The sequence below is a fragment of the Candidatus Nitrosopumilus sp. genome, assembly GCF_965263415.1.
In the GTDB taxonomy this organism is placed as follows: Archaea; Thermoproteota; Nitrososphaeria; order Nitrososphaerales; family Nitrosopumilaceae; genus Nitrosopumilus.
This window is the reverse complement of sequence record NZ_OZ253671.1, coordinates 1555674-1577278: the sequence shown is the minus strand read 5'-3', so window position 1 is coordinate 1577278 and position 21605 is coordinate 1555674. Positions and strand designations below refer to the sequence as shown.

Here is a 21605-nt window from a genome sequence, read left to right as displayed (position 1 = left end):
ACTATTGGCATTTTGCTAATGCTTTTCTATATTCATCAATATTACCTTGTGCTACTTCACTAGCCCTTTGCATACATTCTACTGAACCCATTTTTTCTCCATCACTTTTTACGGGTGTAGGGTTTGTTTTTTCTTTGACAACCGTTTCTGCCTCATCAATTTCTTCTACAATGATTTCTTCTTCTATTTCATTTACTTCCAATACTATCTTTTCAGATTCTTTTTCTTTCAAGAACTGATCATTTGTGTAAAAAAACCAAACCCCTACAATTACCATAAAAACAATGATTCCGATTTTTGCTATCAAAAATTACTCCTATCCATAATCCACATATCTGTCATATCTCTTCTCAATTTCTTTATTTAATCCTGTAATTATCTTTTCATATTCTTCGTTTTTTCTAAAATCAATATACTTGCAGATTGCATCAAACTCTTCATCTTTAGGATATGATTCAAAGACTGGTTCTACCATCTTTAGATATTCTAGGGTTTTCTCACGAAATTCTTCTCTTGTTGGTTTTTTGATACCTTTCATTCTAAACTCAACTGATGCCCAACTTGCACCAATTACGTGTGGAAGTAAATCAAATGCCCTTTGAATCTCGTAACGCTCGTCGTTTCTCATGATTCTTGAAGAAATTTTGCAGCAGATTTTGCAAAATAAGTAACAATCATGTCTGCTCCTGCTCTCTTTATTGAATATAGTATTTCCTCAGTCATGTCTTTCTCATTGACGTATCCTAACTGTGATGCTGCTTTTACCAATGCATATTCTCCAGAAACACTATATGCTGAAACTGGAACATTGAATCTTCTTCTAGTCTCTGCAATCAAATCCAAATATGATAATGCAGGTTTTATCATAACAATGTCTACTCCTTCATTGATGTCAGTTTCTACTTCCATCATTGCTTCTCTTGCATTTGTGTATGGCACTTGGTATGTTTTTCTGTCTCCGAATTTTGGTGCACATTCTGCAGCATCTCTAAATGGTGCATAAAAGTTTGAACGATGTTTTGCTGAATGAGACATTATTGAAACATCTGAAAAACCTTCATCATCAAGTGCTTTTCTAATAGATGCAACTTGCCCATCCATCATTGCAGAAGGTGAAACTGTATCTACTCCTGCCTTTGCTTGACTCACTGCAATTTTTGCAAGTGTATCTAAACTGGTATCATTATCAATTTTATTTTCATGAATAATCCCACAATGCCCTGTGGATGTAAATTGACATAGACATACATCTGCCATTATCACCATCTTGTCTCCAAAGTTTTCTCTAATCTGGGAAATTGCTTTTTGAACAATTCCATTATCATCAAATGCAGATGTTCCTGCTTCATCTTTTTGAGTTGGAATTCCAAATAACATGATTGCAGGAATTCCCAAGTCACTAATTGTTCCAACTTCATCATTTACATCATCTAATGGAAGTCTTTCCATTGCTGTCATTGATTCTATTTTGGTTCTAGTCTTTAGATCCTCTTGAACAAATACTGGACAAATGAAATCTTTTGGAGAAAGTGTTGTTTGTTGTACTAACTCTCTCATTTTATCTGATGTTCTTAATCTACGTAGACGCCTAGTTGGAAATGACATGTTAGAAATTCTCTTTTGCTAAAATATAATCCTAGTCAGCCTGTTCTTGTTTTTTATAGTCAAAGAGCTTGCTTGCCAAGTCGACTACATCGGGATTACCTTGTTCTGATGCTTTTCTGATGTTATTCATTGGTGTTGAAACAATACTCTCTACTACTGCCTTGGTTAATTCATCAATAATTTTGATTCTTTTCTCATCTTTTTCATCTAGCATTTGAAGTGCTTTTTGCAATTCTTTTGCTCTGAGTGATTCAATATTCTTGAATACGTCTTTTACCAGTGGTTCTGCTTCTAATCTTTTCATTGAGGCTTCTAATACAGATACTTCTTCGTTAATTATATTTTCAACTGTTTTTACCTTGTTTAATCTGGCATTCATGTTCTTTTCAACCATTTCTGCAATTTGATCAAGATTCATCAGTTTTATCCCTCCAATGGTTGCAACTTTCTCATCCACTGTTCTTGGATTTGATAAATCTAAAATCATCATGCCTTTGTCTTTGTCTTTCATTGCTTCTGTAATTCGTTCATATGTTACAAGAAAATATGGTGCAGTCGTTGCAACAAATATTACATCATAATTGTCAAATCCTGAAAGAACTTCTTCAAATTTAACTGGAGTTCCTCCCATTGTTTCACAAAACGTTTCTGATCTGCCAAGTGTTCTACTGGTAACATCAAATGCATAATCTCTTCTCTCTAATGATTTTGCAACTAGTGTGGATACTTCGCCAGTTCCAATCAGTAATGTCTTTTTTGTTTTTAATTCATCGATATTTTCTTCTGCAAGCTTTACTGCCATTGAGCCAACTGAAATTCCTCCTTTACCAATTCCGCTATTGTTTCTGATTCTAGTTCCTATTCTAATTGCTTTATCAAATAACGTGTTAAGATGCTGACCTGATGCTTTTCTTTCTCTTGCAGATGTGATGGAATTTTTAATTTGACCCAAAATTTGTTCTTCCCCTAGTACCATAGAATCCAAACCTGATGTTAGTTTCAATAAATGATGTAATGCATTTTGATTCTCTTCAACTTCCATGTTTTCCTCAAAAACTTGCTCTTCTAATCCTGCTAATGATGCCCATGTCTTCTTTATTTTATCTACTTCTTGATTCGTTGATTTTCCAAATAATTCGATTCGGTTACATGTTTGAATTATAACACATTCGTCTAATCCTGAATGTTTTTTGAATTGATCATATGCCTCTTCAACATCTTTTATTGTAAATTGTTCTAAAATATGGATTGGTGAATTACGAAAAGTTACACGTGCGTTAATGATATTTTGACTCATTTCCAATTCCTCACTATTGTAATGGCTCTCTTTTCAGCTTTTTTCATTTGACTGTCTTTTATTAACTGATCAATCTCATTATCAGCCATGATACTGCGAAGACATGCTTTTCTTTCTATTGGAGTTGGAATTCGCTCTTTTGCAGCATCTCTTGCGATCTTTTGAATTTTAATTTGACCAATGTCTTCTTTTGTGATAATTTTTCTAAACAACTCTTCTGATTTTCTTTTAAGTTTCTTTGACATTGCAGGACTTTTACCTCCAGTAAAAATTGCAATCTGAATCATTTTTTCAAAATCAATTACAGCTGGATTTGAAAAATCACTTTCATCTGGATTATCTGAACTGTATGTGATGATTCTTTTCTTTTTTCCTGAATTGATAATTTTTTGATTGAGTCTTTTGTCATTAGTAGTTGTAATTATGATGTCTGGTTTGAATTTAGAAATGAATTTTGTGTCTTGAATATTTTGTTTTTTTAATTGAATTTTATTTGATTTTGCAAACTTGTTAATTTGTGGAGTAACTTTATTGCTAATCACTGTAATGTTGCACTTTTCTTTTATCAGAGAATTGATTCTCTTTTGTGCTTCGTTTCCGCCCCCAATCACAACCACTGATTTTCCTTGAAGGTTCAAGTCTACTATCATCGATCAAAAACCCTTCGATTTCTATTTATGTATTAAAATTCTGTTTGTGCATCCAGCTACATTTTTAATTGAATGGAAGGGTCTTTGTCATATGACCTCTATGGATGAATTAGACAAAGAACTTCTAAATGAAATTCAATGGACATTTCCTCTAGTCACTAGACCTTTTGATGCGATTGCAAAAAAATTCAATAGTACTCCTGAAATTGTAAAAGAACGTCTTAATCAACTAAAAGAAATTGGTGTTTTAAGACAACTTAGCGCAATTTTTGATACTAGAAAACTTGGATATACTAGTTCATTGGTTGCAATGGAGATTGAACATGACAGGTTAGAATATGTTGCAAGTCAAATTAATCGTCATCCTGGTGTTAGTCATAACTACGAACGTGATCATCAATTCAATCTTTGGTTTACTCTAGCTGTTCCTCCAGGTTCTGATTTGAAAACAGAACTTGACAAATTCAATGTACTAAAAGGAATTAAAAAAGTACGTATGCTTCCTACTTTACAATTATTCAAAATTGGTGTAAAACTTGACATGGTTGATGGAAAAAAACATGATGTTGCCCCAACTGAAGAAAAAAAAGAAATCAAGAATGTAAACTTTGAACCAACTAAAGAAGACAAAAACTTCATCCGTGAATTACAAAAAGACATGGATATCATTGATGAACCCTTTGTCAAAGCTGCAAACAATCTTGGAATGACTGAAAATGAATTATTTGAAAAGATGAAACACTATGAAGAGATTGGTGTGATGAGAAGATTTGCTGCTATCTTGAGACATAGACAAGTTGGATTCACTGCAAATGGAATGATTGTATGGAAGGTCCCTGAAGATAAAATTACTGATGTTGGAGCACAACTTGGTGCATTCCCTCAAGTAAGTCATTGCTACGAGAGACCTACATATCCTGATTGGCCTTACAATGTATTTTCTATGATTCATTGTAAAACTCATGATGAGGCAAATGAAATGGCAAAAACTATCCAGGATCAAATCAATGTTGATGATTATAGAATTCTCTTTAGTTCTCGTGAATTCAAAAAGACTCGTGTTGAATATTTTGTAGAAAGTTCTTTTTCTTTAGAAGAAACAGTTCCTGCTTCCTAAATCTCATTTTCATCATGTCCTACGACATGAATTGTGCAAAAATACTGGTCATTCATGTTACAATAAAATGATGAATCTTTTCCACATTCCTTGCATGGTGGTTTTTCATCCTGTTCTGATAGTTTAGTGTGGTAAATTTTGCTTCTACTTGTAATTGTAGAATCTTTGTAAATTCTTGTTAGGTTGGTATAGTATTCTAGTTCTCCTTGGTTTAGTGGAACATCATTTTTTATTTTTTTAATAATTGATTCCCATTTCTTGTATTCGCCTATCTTGGCAAGTTTCATTCGTTCAATAACTTCTAGAGTTTTTTGAGAATCTATTGAAAAATTCATTTGTAAACTAGCTTGTTTGTGGTGTTGCTTTTAATTCGTACTCTGGCCATGTATTGTACAACTCATCAATTTCTTTCATATCTGAAGAGCTCAAATACTTTCCATCAGAAATTGTTGCAAACATTTCGATTTCCTCTTCGCTAACAACAGTAGGTAATACTGATGCAATCTTATTTTTTGATAAGATAAATTTGATTGCAAATTCCGTAATGTTTAATCCATTACGTTCTGCGATTGGTCTAAATTGCTCTACTTTTTCTAATGCTGATTTTCTCCATTCTATTTTTCTATCTTTTCTATGATCATTTGCCGGAATTACCGTATCTGCTTTTACTTTTCCAGTTAGAATTCCAGATGCATCTGGAACTCTGACAAGAATTCCGACATCTTCTTTCTCTGCTTTTTGAATTAACTCGTTTCCTGGAGTTTGTTCTAAGATATTGTAAACTGTTTGAATTGATGATATGCTTTTTCTATCCATTGCTTCTAGTCCTTCTTGTGTCCATCCAATTGCTGGACCAAGTGCAACTTGAGCTGCTCTAATTTTTCCTTCACCCATTAATTCATCAATAGTGTTAAACGTCTCATCATTTCTAATGTGATGTAATTTTGGATTGTGCAGTCCTAGTGAATCAAGATAATCTGTTTGTAATCTTTCTAAACATGCATCAACTGCTTTTCTTGTATATTTTTGACTATAGTTTTGTGGTAATTCCGCATGTCCAATTTGTTCAACATCTGAAAAATCATAACCATATTTTGTTGAAATAACAACCTCATCTCTCATTCCTTTGAATACTTCACCAATTAGTCTCTCACTTTTTCCTTTACCATACATGTCTGCAGTTTCAAAATAATTAATTCCTAAATCATATGCTTTTTTTAACATCCTTTTTGCTTCGTCTTCTTCAACTTTTTTCCCCCACCAATCTAAGGCAATACTCCATGCACCAAAACCTATTTCAGAAACTTCGATTCCACTTTTGCCTAGTTTTTTGTATTTCATCTTTTACACCTTGATTTTAAGAGATATTTGAAATTTCTTCATTTATGTTTATCCGAGATTTGCACCTTTGAAATTCTATCCTAAACTGGAAATTAATGGTACAATGTCCTTTTTGATACATACAATCATGGGAATATCATTTTTCACGTATGTTGATACTTGAGTTTCTCTCAAATCCATAATCAAATCTTGAAAGTCTCTAACATTATCCACCTCAAATGCTAGCATAAAGTCTTCGTCGTGAATTCCAAAAGAGTATGTTGTGTTTAGGATTACTTGTGGATATTTTTTACTCACTTCAATATGCTCATCCATTATCTCTTGTCTTTTTTCTTGAGGTAAGAGATACCATTCTCGAGTTTTTGTAAATGGATAAACAATAACATGTTTCTTTGGATCCATCCCTGTGACGAATCCGTGTTCTTTTCCATCACCTTTAACGTAGATTGATGGTCTTGAGCATGATAGATATGTTCTAGATGGAATAATGTATTTTCCAAAAACAGTTTTGTATAATTTTTCTATGGCTTTTTGAATTTCTTCTAATGAATTTCCAACAAACCACAATAGAAAGTCTGCATCATCTCTTAATCCTAAATTGGAATATGCTCTATATCTTATTCCTGAATTTTTCAAAATGTTTTCTACTTCTTTTGCAGATTCCTCTTTTGCTAAATCTGCCATCCATCTCCACTTTGGATCAACTTTGAAAAATGAGAAATTGAAATAATATTGTTCATTATTCTCTGACATGTTCTGTACCATTTGAAAACCCTATTTAAACAAAAACTAGATTTTCTATTGTGAAATTTCTAAAAATTTGATTATGCAGTTTGTTGTAAAACCCAATCATATCCTTCTGATTCGAGTTTGTCTGCAAGGGATGCATCTCCTGTTTTAAGAACTTGACCTCTTGCAAATACATGAACATAGTCTAGTTTGTCTAAGAATTTTAGAATTCTTGCATAGTGAGTAATGACAATTACTGTTGCATCTTTACCTGAAACTTGGCTGATTGCTTTTGCAACTGCTTGAACTGCATCAATATCTAAACCAGAATCTGGTTCATCTAAAATTGAAATTTTTGGTTTTAGTACTGCCATCTGTAAAACTTCTGCCCTCTTTTTCTCTCCTCCAGAGAAACCCTCGTTAAGATATCTTGAAAGGAATTCTTCTTTTAGTCCAACTTTTTCTAAATTCTCTTTTAGATATTTTTGAAATTCTCTTACTGTGATGAATACTTCTCTATCGTCTCCCTCCAGTGCTTTACTTAGAGAATTGTAAGCTGTTCTAAGAAAATGAGAAAATCCCACTCCAGAAACTTCTGTTGGATATTGGAATCCTAAGAACAATCCTTTCTTTGCTCTTTCATCTGCAGTTAATTCTAAAATGCTTTCACCATCTAACAAAATATCTCCTTTTGTTACTTCGTATTTTGGATGTGCAAGTAATGTGTAAGCTAGTGTACTTTTTCCTGAACCGTTAGGTCCCATAATGGCATGAACTTCTCCAGGCCCTGTTTTCAAATTAACTCCTTTGAGAATTTCTTTTCCTTCTCTTGTTACATGAAGATCTTTAATCTCAAGAACTGCCATGTTGCGCAATGTTTTGTTTCTATATATAATACCGACGAAATTTAGCTGATCCTAACGTGTGCTTTTGATAATAAAATGAAAAGAGGGGGGGGGTGTTAATATTTGGCCAGAGATGGTCTCAAAGTAATTTTGAGTTTGTAATTTGTTAGAATCTCTTTACATCTGTTTCTGATAGTAACTTCAGTTACTCCTGCAATACTTGAAACGTCTCTTTGGAGTACGTTTTGACCAAGCAGGACTGATGACACATACAGATATGCTGCAGCAATTCCATTTGGAGCTTTTCCATCGGCAATACTGCTGTCTTTTGTTTTTTCTGCAATTTCCAAGGCTAGTCTTTCAACTCTGACCTCAGTTTGTGTCATGTTTGCTATCTTTGAGATGTATTTGTCCATAGTTACTACTGGGGCAGTTAATTGTCCCATTTCCATTACCATGGTTCTGTAGTATCTTGCTGCAAGTTTTGTTTTTGATTTTACGTCTTTTGGTGGACAAATTCCACGAATAATTTCTTCTAGTGATCTAACTACATCACATTGTTTGCATGCCATGTAAATTGTAGCTGCTGTAATGCTTACTACTGATTTTCCCTTCACATCAACATGTCCATCCAAGTTTCTGTATATCATAGAAGCGGTCTCCAACACATTTTTTGAAAGACCTAGACCGTCACATGTTTCTCCCATTTTTGTTAAAACATTTGCAAGTCGTCTCTCTTTTGGTGAGGATACTCTTACTCTTTGTTGCCACTTTCTGAGATTGTGCATTTGGTTTGCAACTTCGTGGTTGATTGTTTTTCCACTAAAGTCCTTTGTACTAATTGCTATCTCCGTTGTAATTCCCAAATCATGTTGGGAATATGTTGTTTGTCCGGTTGCTCTTGCTAATTTCATCTTGTCTTCAAGATTCGAACTAATTGTTTCTGGACCATAATCTGCTACTTGATCATCGACCACTAGGCCACAACCAGAGCAGATTATTTCGCCGTTCTGCATGTCATTAACTACTGTTGCTTGACATTCAGGACAGTTTTGTTTTTCTAGTATGTTCATTTTCTTCTTCTCCTAAATTTTTTCTTTGAATTGTCAGGAGAATGTTCTGTTGCGAAAACACTTTTGCCAATGTATTTTTTGATGTTGTTTGTTAACGGAGTTGCGGATGCAAATGGTCTCCTTACTGGACCAATCAATTCCATTACTTTTGCAACTCTAGTTCCCTTCTCGTCGCAGAGTATTTGTCCTTCAACTAATTTGTTAGATAGTTGAATGATTACCCTACCACTACCGGCTAGGTGCATTATTTCGCCTACCTCCTGCAATTAAAAACACTAATCATGATATTCTTATCATAGACTTCTGTCAACTTTACTTTAGCTAAGAGCTAGATTTGATTTTATTTTGATTGTTTGGACCTTTTTGCAACAAGTTTTTCGGAAATTTTGTTAAGAATTATTGTCTTGGAGGATCCTTTTGGTAAAACAACATATCCTGACCTAACAAATGGTCTTTTAGGAAATCTTACTTTGTCGTCTGACTCTGTAATTTCAAATCCTGCAGCTTTTGTTGCATCCATTAATTCTTTTAATGACGGATCGAAAACACATTTCTCTAATCCTAATCTTCTACCTTTTGATTTTTTTAAATTCTTGTTGAAATAATCCAACCAGATTACGATGTGTTCGTAATCTTTCATTTTATTCCTTAACTAAAACTGCGTTAACGATTCCGTTTTGTCCTGGTTTTGAAACTACTCTACATTTACCTTCTTGTGTTTCAAGAATTGCACCTTTTGTAATAATGCCTCTTCTTTTGTAATCATTGTTTGTTGCATTGTCTAATACTTTGAGAATTTTTGCTTTCTTTACTTTTGCATCACCTGTTGCAAGATTAACAAAATCAATTGTCTTAACAGCTGTTTTTCTATTCTTTCCGCGAACTGTTCTTGTTACTGTCACTTGAGCTCCTGTTACAGCTTCATTTGGATATCTATCAGTTTCATACTTTCGTCTAATTCTAAGTGGATGTCTTCTTCCTCCAGTTGTCTTACTGGTTGCTAAATTCTCTACTGATTTTCTCACGAAAACTTGTCTGAATCACTCTAATTTATACAAAACGCAAAAAATTAGCCTTAAAGTAAAAAATTTGCTTAGTTTACTTCTGTTGTCATTTGAGGTACAGGATTTGTATGTCTTGTACTTGCAGTTTTTCTGACTTTTGAGAATAATCTTTGTTTTAGATCTTCTACATCTCCTTGAATTCCAAAATACTTTTGGAATTTTTCTGTTGTAGTGTAAATTTTGATTCTTCCAACATTTTGATGACTAATGTAATCTAATTGTCTGAGTTCTTTCAAATGTGCATAAACCCCAGAACCTCTCACTTCTACAAGCTGCTTTGATGATATTGGTTGCTGATATGCAATGTATGATAATGTCTTAAGAGTAGCATTTGGAAGAACTGGCTTTGAAGCATATCTTTTGACTGTGGCACTGTATTCTGGTTTTAATTGCATTACATATGATCCATCTGGAAGTATGACTACTTCGAGTGCTTTGAAGGTAGACTTTGTCTTTTTCATAATGTTTTGAAGAATTTCTAACGTCTTTGTCCTTGATTCCGTGCCTGAAGCTCTGATAATATCTTCTATTCGTAATGGTCTGCCTGCTGAATAAAGCGCAGCCTCTACTCTTGCTGTTGCTTCATTGATATTTTCAATTTTAACCAATTATCATCCATTCCTCTAAAATATAGTTAAAGAAATCCTTTCTTCATTTTTGATCAGTTTGTTAATTCTTCTTTTATTATTGTAATTTTGATATCATCTTCAACCTGTTCTAAATCTACTTTTTGGTCTCTTGCCAAAAATAGCACTGCAAAGAAACATCTAATTGAATCAACTGGGTCTAATTCTGCAATTATGTTTTGAAGTAATCCGTGTCCTGCATTAGCAATTTTTTTCATAACCAAGTCTTCATATTTTCCAATTATGCTTTCAAGTGAAATGAAATATTCTTGAAAGTCAGGTGCCTCGATTGGCTCGATCTCAACTTGTCTATTTCTTCTTGATTGAGGGTTTGCAATTGTACCGATGAGATTTTGAAGTAATCCTAACAAATCATCTAATGAAACTGGATACGTAGATTCATGTCTGTATGGCATATCGATTAAGTCAATATCTACATCTGTTCTTTGATGCATTGGTTTTTTCTGCATTGCTGCTCTTTGTAATGCAAAAATACTTTCAACTTTCATTCTGTAAATCAGTGATGATGATAGCGCTGCCATCCCTGCTACTTTGAGGTCTTTCTTACCTGATTTTTCTAGAATTTTTATCAACAAATCCAAAATTTGGATTAGATCAATCTCCCATACGTCTTTTTTAACAACTGATTGAGGACTAAACAGAATGTTTACTGGTTCTTGAGAAATACTGTTAGGTGTAGATGACTCACTCACACGAATATTTTCTTCCTATTCAATAATATCTAAGGGCTCTATTTTTTTCTCATATCCAGTCAACTCTTATATTGTTAGTATCAAAAATCCATTTATGAAATCCGCCAAAATTCCGAGTCCAAATGAACCTCTAACAATATCTGAATCTGAAAATCCAAAACCTTCTGGGACTCAGGTTTTACTAAAGGTAAAATCTGAAGGTGTTTGTCATAGTGATTTGCATCTGTGGGAAGGTGGATATGATCTTGGAGATGGTCAATTTTTGAAAGTTACTGATCGTGGCGTAAAATATCCTGTAACTCCTGGTCATGAAATTGTTGGAACTATTGAAGAAGTTGGTGAAAATGTTTCTAATGTATCTGTAGGTGATGATGTACTAGTTTTTCCATGGATGGGATGTGGTGAATGTCCTGCATGTAAAGTTGGAAATGAAAATCTATGTGATACTCCAAAATCAATGGGACTATTTCAAAATGGCGGTTATGCTGATTATGTTCTAGTTCCTAATTCCAAATACTTAGCAAAACTTGATGGGGTTGATCCAGATTCTGCAACATCCCTTGCATGTTCTGGACTTACTGCATACACTGCCATCAAAAAAGCAAATCAAAACTCTCCGGAATTTATTGTAATTGTTGGAGCTGGTGGATTGGGACTTATGGGTGTTCAAATTGCTAGCGAGATTACTGATGCAAAAATTATTTGTGTGGATTTGGATGATGCAAAATTAGAAACTGCAAAAGAAATGGGTGCACACTTTACTGTAAATTCCAAAAACCCTGATACTGTTCAAAAAATTATGTCAATATGTAATGATAAAGGTGCAGATAGTGTTGTTGATTTTGTTAATGCCCCTCCTACTGTAAAAACTGGTTTAGCAGTGTTAAGAAAAAGAGGAAATCTTGTTCTAGTTGGATTGTTTGGTGGCTCTTTAGAATTGTCTCTTGTTACAATCCCTCTCAAATCAATTACAATTCAAGGTGCATATACTGGAAACTACAATGACATGGTGGAATTACTTGGACTTGCAAGAAAAGGAACAATTAATCCAGTCATATCAAAAAGATATTCTCTTGATGAAGCAAACACTGCATTACAAGATCTTAAAGACCGTAAAATTATTGGACGTGCAGTTATCAATCCATAACTAACTATTCTTCAAGTATCCAACCTGATTCAAAAATATCACTATCTTCCACTTCGCCGATTTCTGTTGCAAATCTCCAAATGAATTGGTATTCTGTATACATTTGCTCTTTAATTTTTAATAGTGATTCTATTTCAGAATCTAGATTTTCATCTGCTGTTTTGTTTTCTTTACAAAATTTACATTTCTCATCAAGTGTAATTGGGTTTGATTCTATTAGTGGATATGTTCTACATGCAAGAGGTCTGTCTTTGTAAATTTTACATGGAAATCCATTGTGTGGAGATTTGTTTCCACTTTCTATATCTAAGAAAGGACATGTGTTTCCATTCTTTTCAACTCCCATCATTTGATATGCTAAAACTTTAGTTGGAATTACATCTCTATCATTTGAAATTCCTATCCTTGGTAAAATTTTAACATCTAGATTGTTTTTCTTTGCTAATTTTTCAATTCTTTCTTTTTCATCAGGTAATATCAAAACTCCAATCTTTCCAAATTTTTTACTTGGATAGTATTCCCTTTCAATACAGCATTGGGAACACTCATCAATACACCTGAATTCCACAACTTCTTTCTGATTTTAACGCATAAAACTCATTATGAAAAATAAAAAACCTATCAGTTATATGCTCATAATGTGAATTACTTTCATGGGTAAGCGCCAAGTAAAAAGTGAAAGTGCACTAAAAGAAATTCGTCTTCCTGAAGAGGGTGAACTCTTTGGTCGAGTTCTCAAGATGCTTGGCGGTGAAAACGTCTTAATCAAATGTACTGACAATGTCACAAGACGAGGTAGAATTCGAGGAAAATTAAAGAGAAGAGTTTGGATTAGGGATAATGACATTGTAATTATTGCCCCTTGGGACTTTAACGCAGATGAAAAAGGAGACATTGTTTGGAGATTCACACTTCCTCAAGTTGAATGGCTGAAGGCAAATGAGCACATTCCAAAAGATTTCTGATTAATACCTTAGTTAATATAGTGAATAAATTATTTCAAAACCAAATGGAACAAGGTACCGTAAAATGGTTTAACCGTACTAAGGGCTTTGGTTTTATTGAAAGAGAAGGTGGAGACGATCTATTTGTTCACAAAACAGATGTTGACGGATTCATCAACGAAGGCGATAAAGTCGAGTTTGAAATCGGTGAAGGCAAAAAAGGCCCAGCAGCACAAAAAGTCAAAAAAACAGAGTAGACAATGAATTTTTAATTTAAGATTTCATCTTATGTTTTCTTAACCTAGTCTATCTTTTTATTATTTTTACAATTATTTTTAATCAAAGATTTGTGGTCCCGCGGGGCGGAGTTGAACCACCGACAACCCGGTTTCTGTATGCCTGATATGCTGTTATTCGGTCAGCCATCTAAAGCCAACAACTACAGCCGGAAGCTCTACCAGGCTGAGCTACCACGGGACAAGAAAAACGAAGTTTCCTGCTATTAAAAAACTATCGTAGAGCTTTGATCGACTGACCGATATAAGCATAAATAGTCTCTAACGTGGTTCATTGATCAATGTCTGAGCTTAAACTGTCTTATTCTGGTTATGTTTGTGCACCTTACCTTCATAATCATGAATCAATTGAACTCAAAGAGTTATGGACAACATCAAAAAACATTGAAAGATTATACTTTGTGACTGGTACATTTTCATCTGATAGTAAACCCTACTTTGCAGATTCAACAAATCACTATATTTTAGCCAAATTCAAAGATAGTGAAAAAATCACAAACGATCTTGTTAAACACAATCAGGAAAAAACATCCTTTGTCTTTAATGTAAAAGATGATCTATTTCATCATGAAGTTCAAGGCGAAGTAAATTTTGTTTCTGTATATTACATGGAATATGGTGAAGATGAAGATGTGTCTGAAATTGCTCAATTATTGGTAAAAAAAGATCAAATTGGAACTGCTGGAATGGGTAATATGGAAACTTTTTGTTCAAATCCTTCTAAATTCACATTCCCATACTCTGAAAACATTGTTGTAATTGAGGTTGCAAGTGAAAAGAGTCATCAAAGTGTCAAAAAGTACTGTGATCAAACAAGACGTGATGCAAACAGAAAGGGACTAACATTAACCAATTTGATGAGCCTTTCAATTTTAGAACAACTAAAGTAGAAAAGTTAAATATTCGACCAAAAACTGTTTTTGCATGAGCAAACCTTCTGATCTTGGTTCATTAAAAATTGGTTCTTACATTCTATTGCCACATTCAGATCAACCAAGTGGTGAACCATGTAGAATTGTAGAATATGATACATCAAAACCAGGAAAACACGGTGCAGCAAAAGCAAGAATTGTTGCTGAAGGAATTTTTGATGGTCAAAAAAGACCTCATGTAGGACCTGTTAGTATGCAAATTCATGTACCTATGATTAACAAAAAAGTAGGACAAATTATCTCCATGACTGGTGACACTGTTCAGTTGATGGATTCTGAAACTTTTGAAACAATTGATGTTACATTAATTGATGATGAAGTTCAAGGTAAATTAGAAAACGGACAAAATGTAGAATACTGGGTTGTAATGGATAAAACTAAAATCATGCGCATTAAGACATAGTGCGGATGCTGATGATTATCGGAAAAGCCGTCTGATTTATGATGACGATTATGAGTGTTGAAGCGTCCTTTGAATAAACTTTAACAATTGTTGGATTGATTTTTTAATAAAATGAAACTTGCTTCTCTCTTTTCAGGTGGAAAAGACAGTACTTATGCTACATATCTGGCAAAAAAACAAGGACATGAAATTAAATGTCTTCTAAGCATCTTTACAAAATCTGATGAAAGTCACTTACTTCATCATCCAAACATACAATGGACAAAACTACAAGCAGAATCAATGCAAATTCCACAAATTATCATTAACTCTCACTCTGATGATACAAAAGATGAACTTTCCTTATTAGAAAATTTACTAAAAACTGCAAAAGATGATTATGGAATTGAAGGATTAGTCCATGGCGGTATCAAAAGTAATTTTCAAAAAGACAAATTTGAACAAGCTTGCTCAAAGTATGGGTTAACTGTAGTTGCACCCTTGTGGAATTTAGAACCTGAACAATACATGAATGATTTATTGCAAGCAAATTTTATTTTTATTATGATCACTGTATCTTCTGATGGTTTAGATGATTCTTGGTTGGGAAAAACAATTGGAGATTTTGAAATTAAAACTTTGAAAAAACTTTCTGATAAATTTGGATTTAATTTAAATTTTGAAGGTGGTGAATCTGAAACATTTGTTATTGGTTGTCCTTTGTTCTCCAATTCGATCAAGATTAATCAAAGTGAAAAAAAATGGGATGGGTATAGAGGAAGGTTTGAAATAGTGGATGCGGAATTGAATTACAATGCTTGATGGACTTAAGAGTAGTTTGGGTGATGCAATCAAAAAGATTGTAAAATCATCGGGAATAGATGAGGAACTAATCAAGGAACTATCAAAGGACGTTCAGAGAGCATTATTACAATCTGATGTTAATGTGAGATTAGTACTTGAAATCACAAAACACTTGGAAGAACGTGCGCTCAATGAAACCCCTCCTCCTGGTCTATCTAGAAAAAATCACATCGTGAAAATCCTATATGATGAACTTTCAAATCTGCTTGGAAATGAATCTGAGTTTGATTTTAAACCTGGAAAACAAAATAAAATTATCTTACTTGGAATTCAAGGAAGTGGTAAAACTACAGTTGCATCAAAACTTGCTAAATTTCTAACTGGACAAGGATACAAAGTTGGTGTTGTTGGTGCAGATACCTACAGACCTGGTGCATTGGTGCAACTCAAGACAATGTGTGAAAAATCTAACGTTGAAGTATATGGTGAAGAAAACAACAAAGATTCTCCTAGTATTGTAAAAAATGGGTTAAAATATTTTGAAGATCAATCCTTAGATATCATCTTAATTGATACTGCTGGACGTCATAAAGAAGAACAAGACTTGCTTGATGAGATGGACAGAATCAATAAAGTTGCTGATCCTGATTTGGCATTACTTGTAATTGATGGGACAATCGGACAACAATGCTTCAATCAAGCTGAGGCATTTCATAAAACGATTCCTGTGGGTGGTGTTATAATTACAAAATTAGACAGTTCTGCAAAGGGAGGTGGTGCATTAGCTGCATCTGCTGCAACAGGTGCACAAATTATGTACATTGGTACTGGTGAACGAATTGATGATCTAGAAAAATTCTCTCCAACAAGATTTGTTGGACGTTTGTTAGGAATGGGTGATGTTCAAGCTGTATTGGATTTGGCAAAACGTTTGGAAAGTGAAAGTGATGATGACCGAATGAAAAGAATTTCTAGTGGAAAAATGAACATGGAAGATTTCCTTTCTCAGTTAGAAGAAGTTACTAAAATGGGTTCATTACAAGGAATTCTTGAAAGTATGCCTGGTCTCTCTGGAATGGTAAAAGATGATCAAGTAAATCAAATGGAAGACAGAGTTACAAAATGGCGATACATTATCCAAAGTATGACTACTCAAGAAAAGGCAGACCCTGAAGGATTGTTGAATTCATCTAGAATCAAAAGAATTGCACGTGGTTCGGGCTGGCCTGAGGGTGAAGTTAAAGAATTGATGAAAAATTACAAAAATTCTAAGAGTATGATGAAGGCCTCAAAAGGTAGACAAATGCAAGGCACTCTTAGAAGAATGGGATTAGGTTAGTATCCCAAATAAATTCACATCTAAAATGACTACTTATCAGAAAATTATTCCCGTTGCAAATGAAATATTAAAAAAATATGATTTATGTGATCACTGTCTTGGACGACTTTTCTCAAAACAACTTTATCTTTCATCAAATAAACTTCTTGGAAAAAAATTAAAGAAAAACTCAAAATCTGCTCAAAGATGTTATATCTGTAAAAACCTCTTTGAGAATTTAAATTATTTTTTGAGTATGATGATTGATGTTGCATCTCCTTACTCTTATTCTTCATTTGGTCTTGGTGCAACAATAAAACCTTCAATAATTGACAGAGATGATACAATTCGCTCTAGATACAAACTAAAAGGGATTGATGGAATAAAGACTGATATCACAAAAGAATTGGGAAAATCATTTTCCAAAAAAACAAAGAAAAAATTTGATACTTTAGATCCTGAGGTTGTTTTTACTGTAAATCTAAAAGATGAATTTTGTGAAATTAGATCTAAATCATTAACTCTTTCAGGCAGATATGTTAAACCCATACGAGGTTTCTTACAAAAACAAAAATCTTGTTTAAACTGTTCTGGTAAGGGTTGTAGAATTTGTGATTTTCATGGCATCCAAGAATATGACAGTGTTGAAGGAGAAATTTCTCAATTTCTTTTTAAAAAATTGGGAGGTACAACTGCTAAATTTACCTGGATTGGTGGTGAAGATAAATCAAGCTTAATTTTAGGCACGGGAAGACCGTTTTTTGTTAAGATTCAGAATCCTCACAAAAGAAATCTGAGAGTAAAATCTGTAAATTTGGAACATGTTCAAGTCAATAATTTCCAAATTGTTACAGATTCTCCAAAAAAACCATTGAAGTTTAATTCCCTGGTCGAAGCAAAAATTTCTACATCTTCAAATATTGACTCAAAACTTTTACGAAAATTGAAAAATCTTACTAAAAAACCAATTGCAATTTATGAAAAATCTGGAAAACGATCTGAGAAACGAGTACTTTCTATAAAATACAAGAAATCTGATGATACTTCTTTTACATTATTTTTCAAGTTTGAAGGTGGCTTACCTGTAAAACGTTTTGTTACTGGAAATGATGTTTCTCCTGGAATAAGCCAAATTCTTGATGTTTCATGTAAATGCCTGGAGTTTGATTTTCATGATGTTGAAGTAAAATGATAACAATTAACTAGCTCTGAATATTTCAAAATGTCATGCCAATAAGAAAAAAGGGTAAACATCAAAGACATGCTGATCAAAGAGCAGAAACAAGACGAAAAAAGAAGGCAAAAGCTGGAAAACCTAGTTCATAATCAAATCAACCTTTTTACATTCAAAATTGTCGAGGGATGATATTGGATCCACTAGTACGTTTCAAAGATGCACATTCTAAAGGAATAATTCCTGATAATGTATATGATCTTACAATCAAACGTTTTCCAATTACTGTTGCAGGAATAAACAGAATTGAAAAAGCATCAGGAATACGATATCCTGTTGCATATGTAGAGCCATCACTAGTAATATCTGCCCCTACCCCTAATTCTTATGAATATGGAATTTTATTTGCAAGAACAATTCCTGTAATGTTTGAAGATAAATTCCAGGTTGTAATCCAAATTTCTGCACCTTTAGTAGCATATGGTCTTAAAGGTACCATCCATGCAATTTTGGCACATGAATTTTTACATTTTCTAGAACTTATACGAAAAATTTCAAAGATGGAATTACTTTCAGATGAAATCTCTGGAAACTTGTTTGAAAATGTTTACAGTGATGAAACTAGATTGTTTGAACCTCGAGTTGTTTTCAAAGATCGTACATTGTTAAACCATATTACAAAAAAATTCCCTGCTGGATTTCGTGACTATAAACTTGAAGATAAGGTGACAAAATTTTGGATTGACAAAAATCTCCCTAAAACAAACATCTCTTTGGATTCAAACACCGTAAAGTTATCTGCAGATGCTCTATCAAAAATTAAACTTGACCCTTCATTTGTTTCTAAAATTGAACAATTAGAAGAGAAGAGTTCTAAAATTCGTAAAAAGAAATTGTATTGATTTTAAAATATTTTATTGTTTAAATTCTGTTAAACCACATTTTCCACATGTGTGTCTATCTTTGTGTTCTGACATAAAGACTCCTTTACCACATCTAGAACAGATTTTTTTGATTCTTGATACTTTGTCTCCATCTACTTTGAAATAACTATAGACATTTGGGCTAGACCCTTTTTTACCTGCCATTATTCAGACTTCTCCTCTTCTTTAGATTCTTCAGCAGGATCTTCTACTGCTTTTTCTTCAGCAGGATCTTCTACTGCTTTTTCTTCAGCAGGAGCTTCTTGTGCTGCTGCTTCGGCTTCTGCAAGCTTTGCTTTTGATTTTTCTAATCTTGAGAAAATTGTTGGGTTGACATGTTTTTTTGCTAATCCTTCATCTTCATAAACAAAGAAAGTTCCTGTTACAATTGGTTTTCCAACATGAGTTTGTAACCTCATTGGAATTACCACTTTACCGTCAAGTTTGAATTCTTTAGTAATCATGTCGACTGCTTCAAGTTTTTTGAGTTTTCCTGCCAATCCTGCAAAATTGCATGTGAGCTCTCTTCTGGATAGGAAGGTATTATCGACGTCTGTAATGGTCTCAATTATGGACATGTATCCAAAATCCTTTAGATATTTCATATAAACCTTGATTGAAATAGATAAGAAATTTAAGAAAATCTTGGGTAAATCTAACTATGGACCGATATATGCTGCATTTGAAAAATACTAGATATGGGCCTGAGAATTCTCGGGAGGTTGTTTACAAAGCAAGAGATCTTGCATCTGACATGAACGCATCAATCCGAGTTGCCCGAATTGCCAAAAAATTTGTCGAATTAGATGTTTCAGTTGAAAAAGATGATCTTGATAAATTAATTGAAAAACTTTCTCCAATTGGTCCTATTGAAAATATTCGTCACGTCTTTGAGGAAGAAATAGATAAAGAGAAAGGGATTACAGACGGAATTTTCTATTTTAACAATGAAAGATTTTGGGAAAGTCACGAAGCATTTGAAGGTGTTTGGAAAAAATGCTTTGGACGAGAAAAAGAAGTTGTCCAAGGAATTATTTTGATGGCTGTTGCTTTTGCACATGCTCAAAAAGATGAACTAAGTATTGGGATTGGAATGCTTCGAAGAGTTTTAGAGAAATTAGGAACGTCTCCTTCCACATATCATTCCATTGATGTAGATATGATTAGAACTAAAGCAATTGAAATGCAACAAGAAAATAAACTAACTACGTTTGAGATTTAATTAATTCTAAAGATTTTGTAACCACATCTGCACCTTGAAGAAGACCTATACTTCCTTTCTTTGCTTGTTCCTCAGTCATTCTTGTTGTTCCATCTTTTTTGATAAAATCTCCTGATACCAATACTGGTACTGGATCATCACTATGTCCCTTATTGATGCATGGAGTTGAATGGTCTGCAGAAATTACTATTGCTACTTTGTTGGTGTCAATGTTCTCCACAAGTGTTTTGAAGAATCTTTGGTCAATCTCCTCTATGTTTTTCATTTTACCGATGGCGTCCCCATCATGTCCAAATTCATCTGGACCTTTAAGGTGAACATAGATTGAATTTTGAGTTTCCATTGCCTTTGCAGCAACTTTTGCTTTTTCTTCATAATCTGTTAATCCCCCAGCTTCAAAGGCTTTCATCTTTAGTACTTCAGAAATTCCCAATTCTACTGGCATATCTACAATACATGAAAAATTCATACCATATTTTTCATTGATTGGTATCACATCTGGATACTTGTTTCCTGCATCTCTAAGCAAAATACAACTAAGTTTCTTTTTTTCTTGCGCTTCTCTATTTTTGTTAATTTGACTTTCTTTACAAATATTGATTGTTTGTTCTGAGAATTCGTTTACTGTATTTGCAGTAGATTTTGCATCTTCGTTGTCTTCTAAAGGTAAACATTTTTCAATTTTCAAATAATCTCCAACTGCTTTTGCCACTCCCATACCTCCAATGTTGCTATATGCTGGATCAGTGTTTGTAATTTTTGATGATAATTTTTCTGCATTGTTTCTAATTCTGACAGTCACTCTGTGACCAATTGTTGGTGATACTACAACAGATGTATTTGGATTTGAGAACTTTATTTTTTCTTCAATCTCTTTTGCTATTCCGTCTGCATCTTCTTTTTCAATATGTCGCCCTGCTCTTCTATCTATGATGACTTCTTGATCATCTAGTGTAGAATAGTTTCCTCTTAATGCAAGATCTCCATCTTTAAAATCAATACCAATTCCTATTGCCTCAATTACCCCTCTTCCTGCATAGTCTTCATGTTTGAATTTGTATCCTAACATGTTGAAAACTGCAATATCTGATTCTGGAGCAATACCTTTTCCAACTGAAATTACTTCTCCTATTGCTCCATTGCTGGCAATTTTGTCTAAAATTGGAGTATTTGCAGCCTCTAATGGTGTTTTTCCCTCTAAATCTGGATGTGGAAGGTCTCCTACACCATCTAAAAGAACGTAAATCATGTGAACATCTGAATTATCCAAGATCTTCCCCTGTTTATCCAAGATCTGATGCTCTCCTTTAAAGCTTGCAACATCTTTTCCGATCAAATAACAATGAACTTTCTAGTTTTCATTTCTATGATGAAATATTTTTTGATGAAATTCGTATTTTATT

The 21605-nt window shown here is 33.6% G+C and carries 30 protein-coding genes and 1 tRNA gene; 11 read left to right on the top strand and 20 right to left on the bottom strand.

Translation table 11 applies throughout. The features are described 5' to 3' along the window. Position 1: 1 nt before the first annotated feature. From ACQY22_RS10110 to ACQY22_RS10090, 5 genes are read right to left on the bottom strand one after another with little or no spacing between them, the layout of a single operon-like run. Positions 2-307, bottom strand: coding sequence for a hypothetical protein (locus tag ACQY22_RS10110; protein ID WP_428324557.1), 306 nt, complete (start codon positions 305-307; stop codon positions 2-4). A gap of 9 nt (positions 308-316) precedes the next feature. Further along, the gene (locus ACQY22_RS10105; protein WP_428324556.1) at positions 317-628 is read right to left on the bottom strand and encodes a hypothetical protein; all 312 of its coding nucleotides are present in this window, start codon (positions 626-628) and stop codon (positions 317-319) included. Further along, entirely contained in the window at positions 625-1605 is a 981-nt protein-coding gene (gene hemB / locus ACQY22_RS10100) for a porphobilinogen synthase (protein ID WP_428324555.1), read from the bottom strand. Before hemB ends, ACQY22_RS10105 begins: the two co-directional genes overlap by 4 nt. 31 nt (positions 1606-1636) lie before the next feature. After that, positions 1637-2902 carry a glutamyl-tRNA reductase gene (gene hemA / locus ACQY22_RS10095; RefSeq protein ID WP_428324554.1) on the bottom strand — a complete coding sequence of 422 codons (1266 nt, stop codon included), beginning with the start codon at positions 2900-2902 and terminating at the stop codon, positions 1637-1639. After that, a complete protein-coding gene (locus ACQY22_RS10090; protein WP_428324553.1) occupies positions 2899-3552 on the bottom strand; it encodes a precorrin-2 dehydrogenase/sirohydrochlorin ferrochelatase family protein in 654 nt (217 codons plus the stop codon). The genes hemA and ACQY22_RS10090 overlap by 4 nt, the downstream gene beginning before the upstream one ends. Before the next feature lie 100 nt (positions 3553-3652). Between ACQY22_RS10090 and ACQY22_RS10085 the strand changes: the two genes are divergently transcribed. Further along, complete coding sequence (locus ACQY22_RS10085) at positions 3653-4669, top strand: Lrp/AsnC family transcriptional regulator (protein ID WP_428325549.1); 1017 nt, start codon at positions 3653-3655, stop codon at positions 4667-4669. Here ACQY22_RS10085 and ACQY22_RS10080 read toward each other — a convergent pair. The 10 genes from ACQY22_RS10080 to ACQY22_RS10035 all read right to left on the bottom strand — a co-directional run bounded on the left by ACQY22_RS10080 (position 4666) and on the right by ACQY22_RS10035 (position 11060). After that, positions 4666-5004, bottom strand: coding sequence for a hypothetical protein (locus tag ACQY22_RS10080; RefSeq protein ID WP_428324552.1), 339 nt, complete (start codon positions 5002-5004; stop codon positions 4666-4668). The genes ACQY22_RS10085 and ACQY22_RS10080 overlap by 4 nt on opposite strands. A 7-nt stretch (positions 5005-5011) precedes the next feature. Next, positions 5012-6010 (bottom strand): aldo/keto reductase, encoded by a 999-nt coding sequence (locus ACQY22_RS10075; protein ID WP_428324551.1) that lies wholly within the window; start codon positions 6008-6010, stop codon positions 5012-5014. A 75-nt stretch (positions 6011-6085) separates the two neighbouring features. Then, positions 6086-6763: a chlorite dismutase family protein gene (locus ACQY22_RS10070; protein ID WP_428324550.1), complete on the bottom strand. Its 678-nt coding sequence runs from the start codon at positions 6761-6763 to the stop codon at positions 6086-6088. Positions 6764-6834: 71 nt separating this feature from the next. Continuing rightward, entirely contained in the window at positions 6835-7605 is a 771-nt protein-coding gene (gene sufC / locus ACQY22_RS10065; RefSeq protein ID WP_428324549.1) for a Fe-S cluster assembly ATPase SufC, read from the bottom strand. Between the two features lie 95 nt (positions 7606-7700). After that, complete coding sequence (locus tag ACQY22_RS10060; RefSeq protein WP_428324548.1) at positions 7701-8657, bottom strand: transcription initiation factor IIB; 957 nt, start codon at positions 8655-8657, stop codon at positions 7701-7703. Beyond that, positions 8654-8923 (bottom strand): H/ACA ribonucleoprotein complex subunit GAR1, encoded by a 270-nt coding sequence (locus tag ACQY22_RS10055; protein ID WP_141976160.1) that lies wholly within the window; start codon positions 8921-8923, stop codon positions 8654-8656. The genes ACQY22_RS10060 and ACQY22_RS10055 overlap by 4 nt, the downstream gene beginning before the upstream one ends. A 74-nt stretch (positions 8924-8997) precedes the next feature. Then, on the bottom strand, positions 8998-9297 hold the full coding sequence (locus ACQY22_RS10050; protein WP_428324547.1) for a signal recognition particle subunit SRP19/SEC65 family protein: 300 nt from the start codon (positions 9295-9297) through the stop codon (positions 8998-9000). A gap of 1 nt (position 9298) precedes the next feature. Beyond that, positions 9299-9682 carry a 30S ribosomal protein S8e gene (locus ACQY22_RS10045; RefSeq protein ID WP_428324546.1) on the bottom strand — a complete coding sequence of 128 codons (384 nt, stop codon included), beginning with the start codon at positions 9680-9682 and terminating at the stop codon, positions 9299-9301. A 68-nt stretch (positions 9683-9750) separates the two neighbouring features. Beyond that, entirely contained in the window at positions 9751-10329 is a 579-nt protein-coding gene (gene scpB, locus ACQY22_RS10040; protein WP_428324545.1) for an SMC-Scp complex subunit ScpB, read from the bottom strand. A gap of 53 nt (positions 10330-10382) precedes the next feature. After that, a complete protein-coding gene (locus ACQY22_RS10035) occupies positions 10383-11060 on the bottom strand; it encodes a chromosome segregation protein ScpA (RefSeq protein WP_428324544.1) in 678 nt (225 codons plus the stop codon). 94 nt (positions 11061-11154) lie between these two features. On the opposite strand from ACQY22_RS10035, the gene ACQY22_RS10030 reads away from it, so the two are divergent. Further along, positions 11155-12207, top strand: a complete 1053-nt coding sequence (locus ACQY22_RS10030) for an alcohol dehydrogenase (protein ID WP_428324543.1) — start codon at positions 11155-11157, stop codon at positions 12205-12207. Positions 12208-12211: 4 nt separating this feature from the next. On the opposite strand, the gene ACQY22_RS10025 is transcribed toward ACQY22_RS10030, so the two are convergent. Beyond that, complete coding sequence (locus tag ACQY22_RS10025) at positions 12212-12775, bottom strand: YkgJ family cysteine cluster protein (protein ID WP_428324542.1); 564 nt, start codon at positions 12773-12775, stop codon at positions 12212-12214. Between the two features lie 85 nt (positions 12776-12860). Between ACQY22_RS10025 and ACQY22_RS10020 the strand changes: the two genes are divergently transcribed. Then, complete coding sequence (locus ACQY22_RS10020; protein ID WP_428324541.1) at positions 12861-13172, top strand: translation initiation factor eIF-1A; 312 nt, start codon at positions 12861-12863, stop codon at positions 13170-13172. 44 nt (positions 13173-13216) lie between these two features. Continuing rightward, positions 13217-13408 (top strand): cold-shock protein, encoded by a 192-nt coding sequence (locus ACQY22_RS10015; protein WP_014962828.1) that lies wholly within the window; start codon positions 13217-13219, stop codon positions 13406-13408. 93 nt (positions 13409-13501) lie between these two features. Here ACQY22_RS10015 and ACQY22_RS10010 read toward each other — a convergent pair. Continuing rightward, positions 13502-13628, bottom strand: a tRNA-Tyr gene (locus ACQY22_RS10010). Positions 13629-13728: 100 nt separating this feature from the next. On the opposite strand from ACQY22_RS10010, the gene ACQY22_RS10005 reads away from it, so the two are divergent. The 6 genes from ACQY22_RS10005 (at position 13729) to ACQY22_RS09980 (ending at position 18959) form a co-directional block, all read left to right on the top strand. Next, complete coding sequence (locus ACQY22_RS10005; RefSeq protein WP_428324540.1) at positions 13729-14337, top strand: hypothetical protein; 609 nt, start codon at positions 13729-13731, stop codon at positions 14335-14337. A 34-nt stretch (positions 14338-14371) separates the two neighbouring features. Then, a complete protein-coding gene (locus ACQY22_RS10000) occupies positions 14372-14782 on the top strand; it encodes a translation initiation factor IF-5A (RefSeq protein ID WP_012214912.1) in 411 nt (136 codons plus the stop codon). 111 nt (positions 14783-14893) lie between these two features. After that, positions 14894-15583 carry a diphthine--ammonia ligase gene (locus ACQY22_RS09995; protein ID WP_428324539.1) on the top strand — a complete coding sequence of 230 codons (690 nt, stop codon included), beginning with the start codon at positions 14894-14896 and terminating at the stop codon, positions 15581-15583. Then, entirely contained in the window at positions 15576-16904 is a 1329-nt protein-coding gene (locus ACQY22_RS09990; protein WP_428324538.1) for a signal recognition particle receptor subunit alpha, read from the top strand. Before ACQY22_RS09995 ends, ACQY22_RS09990 begins: the two co-directional genes overlap by 8 nt. A 25-nt stretch (positions 16905-16929) precedes the next feature. Then, positions 16930-18075: a tRNA pseudouridine(54/55) synthase Pus10 gene (locus ACQY22_RS09985; RefSeq protein ID WP_428324537.1), complete on the top strand. Its 1146-nt coding sequence runs from the start codon at positions 16930-16932 to the stop codon at positions 18073-18075. Between the two features lie 170 nt (positions 18076-18245). Then, a complete protein-coding gene (locus ACQY22_RS09980) occupies positions 18246-18959 on the top strand; it encodes a hypothetical protein (RefSeq protein WP_428324536.1) in 714 nt (237 codons plus the stop codon). A 12-nt stretch (positions 18960-18971) separates the two neighbouring features. Here ACQY22_RS09980 and ACQY22_RS09975 read toward each other — a convergent pair whose 3' ends face one another. Both ACQY22_RS09975 and ACQY22_RS09970 read right to left on the bottom strand, forming a co-directional pair. Beyond that, positions 18972-19145, bottom strand: coding sequence for a 30S ribosomal protein S27ae (locus ACQY22_RS09975; RefSeq protein WP_428324535.1), 174 nt, complete (start codon positions 19143-19145; stop codon positions 18972-18974). After that, positions 19145-19558: a hypothetical protein gene (locus ACQY22_RS09970; protein ID WP_428324534.1), complete on the bottom strand. Its 414-nt coding sequence runs from the start codon at positions 19556-19558 to the stop codon at positions 19145-19147. Before ACQY22_RS09970 ends, ACQY22_RS09975 begins: the two co-directional genes overlap by 1 nt. 83 nt (positions 19559-19641) lie before the next feature. Between ACQY22_RS09970 and ACQY22_RS09965 the strand changes: the two genes are divergently transcribed. Further along, positions 19642-20202 carry a DUF309 domain-containing protein gene (locus ACQY22_RS09965; RefSeq protein WP_428324533.1) on the top strand — a complete coding sequence of 187 codons (561 nt, stop codon included), beginning with the start codon at positions 19642-19644 and terminating at the stop codon, positions 20200-20202. Here ACQY22_RS09965 and ACQY22_RS09960 read toward each other — a convergent pair. Then, a complete protein-coding gene (locus ACQY22_RS09960) occupies positions 20186-21493 on the bottom strand; it encodes an alkaline phosphatase family protein (protein ID WP_428324532.1) in 1308 nt (435 codons plus the stop codon). The two genes, ACQY22_RS09965 and ACQY22_RS09960, sit on opposite strands and share 17 nt — an antisense overlap. Positions 21494-21605 lie beyond the last annotated feature (112 nt).

Excerpts from the sequence above, each read along its gene's own strand:
- ACQY22_RS10105 (WP_428324556.1), bottom strand. The coding sequence starts at position 628 with ATGAGAAACGACGAGCGTTACGAGATTCAAAGGGCATTTGATTTACTT.
- hemB (WP_428324555.1), bottom strand. The coding sequence starts at position 1,605 with ATGTCATTTCCAACTAGGCGTCTACGTAGATTAAGAACATCAGATAAA.
- hemA (WP_428324554.1), bottom strand. The coding sequence starts at position 2,902 with ATGAGTCAAAATATCATTAACGCACGTGTAACTTTTCGTAATTCACCA.
- ACQY22_RS10090 (WP_428324553.1), bottom strand. The coding sequence starts at position 3,552 with ATGATAGTAGACTTGAACCTTCAAGGAAAATCAGTGGTTGTGATTGGG.
- ACQY22_RS10085 (WP_428325549.1), top strand. The coding sequence starts at position 3,653 with ATGGATGAATTAGACAAAGAACTTCTAAATGAAATTCAATGGACATTT.
- ACQY22_RS10080 (WP_428324552.1), bottom strand. The coding sequence starts at position 5,004 with ATGAATTTTTCAATAGATTCTCAAAAAACTCTAGAAGTTATTGAACGA.
- ACQY22_RS10075 (WP_428324551.1), bottom strand. The coding sequence starts at position 6,010 with ATGAAATACAAAAAACTAGGCAAAAGTGGAATCGAAGTTTCTGAAATA.
- ACQY22_RS10070 (WP_428324550.1), bottom strand. The coding sequence starts at position 6,763 with ATGTCAGAGAATAATGAACAATATTATTTCAATTTCTCATTTTTCAAA.
- sufC (WP_428324549.1), bottom strand. The coding sequence starts at position 7,605 with ATGGCAGTTCTTGAGATTAAAGATCTTCATGTAACAAGAGAAGGAAAA.
- ACQY22_RS10060 (WP_428324548.1), bottom strand. The coding sequence starts at position 8,657 with ATGAACATACTAGAAAAACAAAACTGTCCTGAATGTCAAGCAACAGTA.
- ACQY22_RS10050 (WP_428324547.1), bottom strand. The coding sequence starts at position 9,297 with ATGAAAGATTACGAACACATCGTAATCTGGTTGGATTATTTCAACAAG.
- ACQY22_RS10030 (WP_428324543.1), top strand. The coding sequence starts at position 11,155 with ATGAAATCCGCCAAAATTCCGAGTCCAAATGAACCTCTAACAATATCT.
- ACQY22_RS10020 (WP_428324541.1), top strand. The coding sequence starts at position 12,861 with ATGGGTAAGCGCCAAGTAAAAAGTGAAAGTGCACTAAAAGAAATTCGT.
- ACQY22_RS10015 (WP_014962828.1), top strand. The coding sequence starts at position 13,217 with ATGGAACAAGGTACCGTAAAATGGTTTAACCGTACTAAGGGCTTTGGT.
- ACQY22_RS10005 (WP_428324540.1), top strand. The coding sequence starts at position 13,729 with ATGTCTGAGCTTAAACTGTCTTATTCTGGTTATGTTTGTGCACCTTAC.
- ACQY22_RS10000 (WP_012214912.1), top strand. The coding sequence starts at position 14,372 with ATGAGCAAACCTTCTGATCTTGGTTCATTAAAAATTGGTTCTTACATT.
- ACQY22_RS09995 (WP_428324539.1), top strand. The coding sequence starts at position 14,894 with ATGAAACTTGCTTCTCTCTTTTCAGGTGGAAAAGACAGTACTTATGCT.
- ACQY22_RS09990 (WP_428324538.1), top strand. The coding sequence starts at position 15,576 with ATGCTTGATGGACTTAAGAGTAGTTTGGGTGATGCAATCAAAAAGATT.
- ACQY22_RS09985 (WP_428324537.1), top strand. The coding sequence starts at position 16,930 with ATGACTACTTATCAGAAAATTATTCCCGTTGCAAATGAAATATTAAAA.
- ACQY22_RS09980 (WP_428324536.1), top strand. The coding sequence starts at position 18,246 with ATGATATTGGATCCACTAGTACGTTTCAAAGATGCACATTCTAAAGGA.
- ACQY22_RS09975 (WP_428324535.1), bottom strand. The coding sequence starts at position 19,145 with ATGGCAGGTAAAAAAGGGTCTAGCCCAAATGTCTATAGTTATTTCAAA.
- ACQY22_RS09970 (WP_428324534.1), bottom strand. The coding sequence starts at position 19,558 with ATGTCCATAATTGAGACCATTACAGACGTCGATAATACCTTCCTATCC.
- ACQY22_RS09965 (WP_428324533.1), top strand. The coding sequence starts at position 19,642 with ATGGACCGATATATGCTGCATTTGAAAAATACTAGATATGGGCCTGAG.